The sequence below is a fragment of the Skermanella sp. genome, from assembly GCF_059503625.1.
Window position 1 is genome coordinate 1 of record NZ_JCACHA010000363.1, and the last position, 2,662, is coordinate 2,662.

Here is a 2,662-nt window from a genome sequence, read left to right on the forward strand (position 1 = left end):
CGGCTTGTTGCACAATTCCTGATCATTTGGTTTCGAGGCTTGGAATGATGAAGTCCTCGCGCTGTATCGTGTGTGCCGCACTGGTGAGCCTGCTGAGTTCAGGAGCCTTGGCACAGACCAGTGACAAGTCAGGTTGGCTGTCGGACTTGACCAAGGAGGATAAGGCCCTGGCTCTCAACCTGGGGATCAGTGCGGCAGTGCTCGGATGGGGTTTCGCCAACTGGGATTATGGCTCTGGCGGTCCGCGTTTCCACGGTGAGGGCTGGTTCGACCGTGAGACGAAAGAAGGTGGGGCTGACAAACTGGGGCATTTATACACCGGTTATCTGTTCAGCCACCTGTTCGCCGGCCAGTTTGTACGCTGGGATTTCGACAAGGATCAGGCAATCCAGTGGGGAGCCTTGTCGAGCCTTGGTATCACGGGATTGATCGAGATCGGGGACGCGTTCAGCAACCGCTATGGATTTTCATACCAGGACATGTTGTTCAACACGCTCGGGGCGGCGGCCGGCTATCTCCTGTGGTCATCTCCCGAACTGTCCCGGAAGATCGACCTGCGGGTTGAGTATAATCCCTTTCTAGGCGGCGACCACGAGTTTGATGTTACGACCGACTATGACCGTTTGAGCTATCTGATCGCGTTTAAAGCCGAGGGTTTTGACTTTATCGAAAACCCATACTTTAAATACCTTGAGTTACATGTAGGCTTCCGTGCTCGCAATTACGCCGATTATCCCAGCGAGACCGGTGTGGATCTTCGAAAGCAGTTTCTTTATGTCGGCATTGGCCTAAACCTGTCGAAGCTGCTTCGCCCCTACCTGGACGTTCCGATCTTCAACTACCTTCAGGTGCCGTACACCTATGTGCCGGCAACATACCGGATTTCAGATCCACCTTAGGGCATTCGCTCCTTGCGGCAATCGAGATTGACAGCGTTTTTCGATCAATCCGACGAGCGGGTGGCGACGGCGTAAAACTGATGGTTTGACAAACCAGAATCGGCACTGAACGATGTCGTTAAATTATGTGGCCATCCGGTGAAATCGGTGGGGGTCGTGGGGAACTGCCGCGCGATTGGGGGTCAAGCCGCGATGGCCGTTTTGGCGCGGGGATTGGCGTCGAGCAGTTGCCCGAAGCCGGGACCGAACTTGCCGTTGAGGAGGGCACAGCGGACTTGGAGCAGGAGATCGGCGCCGTGGCGGGACCAGCGCATTTGCTGCGATTTGTTCATGCGGCGGTTGACCGGGAAGTTGGCGGTGCCTTCAGTCAGCGCGGTGCCGACGCGGAGACCGGCACGATGACGCTCGGCGTAGTTGACCAGCCAAGCACTCTGGCTGGTCAGATAGCGGTCGATCTCGCGCAGTGCCGTCCACAACCGGCGGGACGGCGGATCTCTCTTTCGGCCACCGGACTCGCTCTGGAAGATCGCTATGACTGAACGGACGCGCTCGAGGGTGACCTTGGCATCCTTGCCCTTGCCATTCCAGATGCGCCAGCGCAGACGGTCGACTTCCGCGACGATCACCGATCTAGCGTTCTCCCGCTCCGGGGTGTCGATTGGCAGGTTGCTGGCTGTCTTCTCGGCATGCTGCAGCCGCATGGCGATGTGGAACCAGTCGAGATACGGCGGCTTGGTGACGCCGGCCTCGACCAGGATGGAGCGCAGCCCGGAACAGCCATCGGTGAAAGCCGTCAGCTCGGTATCTTCCGTCTGACCGACCTCCCTGAGACTGCACAGGATCACCCCCTCGATCGGCGTGTCGGTCTTGGCGACCGCAGCGAAAACTTGGCGGGCGCCATGGGATGTCTCGACGTTGCCGAGGCGGACTTCGAGATGGCGCTGACCGTCTTCACAGCTCCGGACGAAGGTGGAATCCAGGGTCAGGGTCATCGCCGCCGCCGGAGCTGCCGGCTCGGCTGGCGCTGCGTCACGCAGTTGCTCGCCGACCCGCAATGTGCGCCGGCGCACGGTCTCGGGATGGATCCCGGCATCAACCGGCAGAAGATGTTCAAGCAGGCCGGCGGCGATCCGATAGGGCATGAGCGCCGACAGATGGGCCCGTAGCTGGCCGAGCTCGGGCGTCGAGCGGCAGTGGGACGGCCAATCGACACCAGCCTCCGTGCCGCCGCAGCCGGCGCAGCGGAAGCGGGGTAGCCGGAGCATGACCCGACCGAACACGGTGGCGATCTGGTGCGGGCGGTAATCCTTGACTTGGCAGGGGATGGTGCAGGTTCGACAATCCGGACGTCGGGCCGCATGGTCCCGGCTTTGGGCTGAAACGATTTCTTGCTGGACCAGGGCGATAAGCTGCTTGCCCTGCGCCAGGGTCTGGCCCAGAGCTGCGGCGTCGCCAAGTTCACCGGGACGGTCGATCACCATCACGTCGACGCTTCGGCTCGACCCCTCCACACCGGTTTCCACCAGGCGCAAAACCCACCCCATCCTTATTCCCCAGCCGCTGAAACATACCGACCGGTCATATCCTGTTCAGCCCAGCTCCCCCAATCTCGCGGCAGTCCCGGCAGGCATAGCGTAAAGCCCTGATCAAGCTTAGGATTCGGCTGCTGACACCCATCCCACCGGATCCGGATTGCTATGCCCGTCACAGTTGAACTTACCCCATCGCTGCCCGGCCTGTCACCTGTCGCCGGCAAACCCGTG

Annotated in this window: 2 protein-coding genes; one reads left to right on the top strand and one right to left on the bottom strand. The window is 60.6% G+C overall.

The features are described from left to right. The coding region (locus tag AC5JJ6_RS08215) for a DUF2279 domain-containing protein (RefSeq protein ID WP_496041568.1) at positions 1–899 on the top strand (899 nt) is incomplete at its 5' end. A gap of 182 nt (positions 900–1,081) precedes the next feature. On the opposite strand, the gene AC5JJ6_RS08220 is transcribed toward AC5JJ6_RS08215, so the two are convergent. Further along, on the bottom strand, positions 1,082–2,422 hold the full coding sequence (locus AC5JJ6_RS08220) for an ISKra4 family transposase (RefSeq protein WP_496041569.1): 1,341 nt from the start codon (positions 2,420–2,422) through the stop codon (positions 1,082–1,084). Positions 2,423–2,662: the final 240 nt, after the last annotated feature.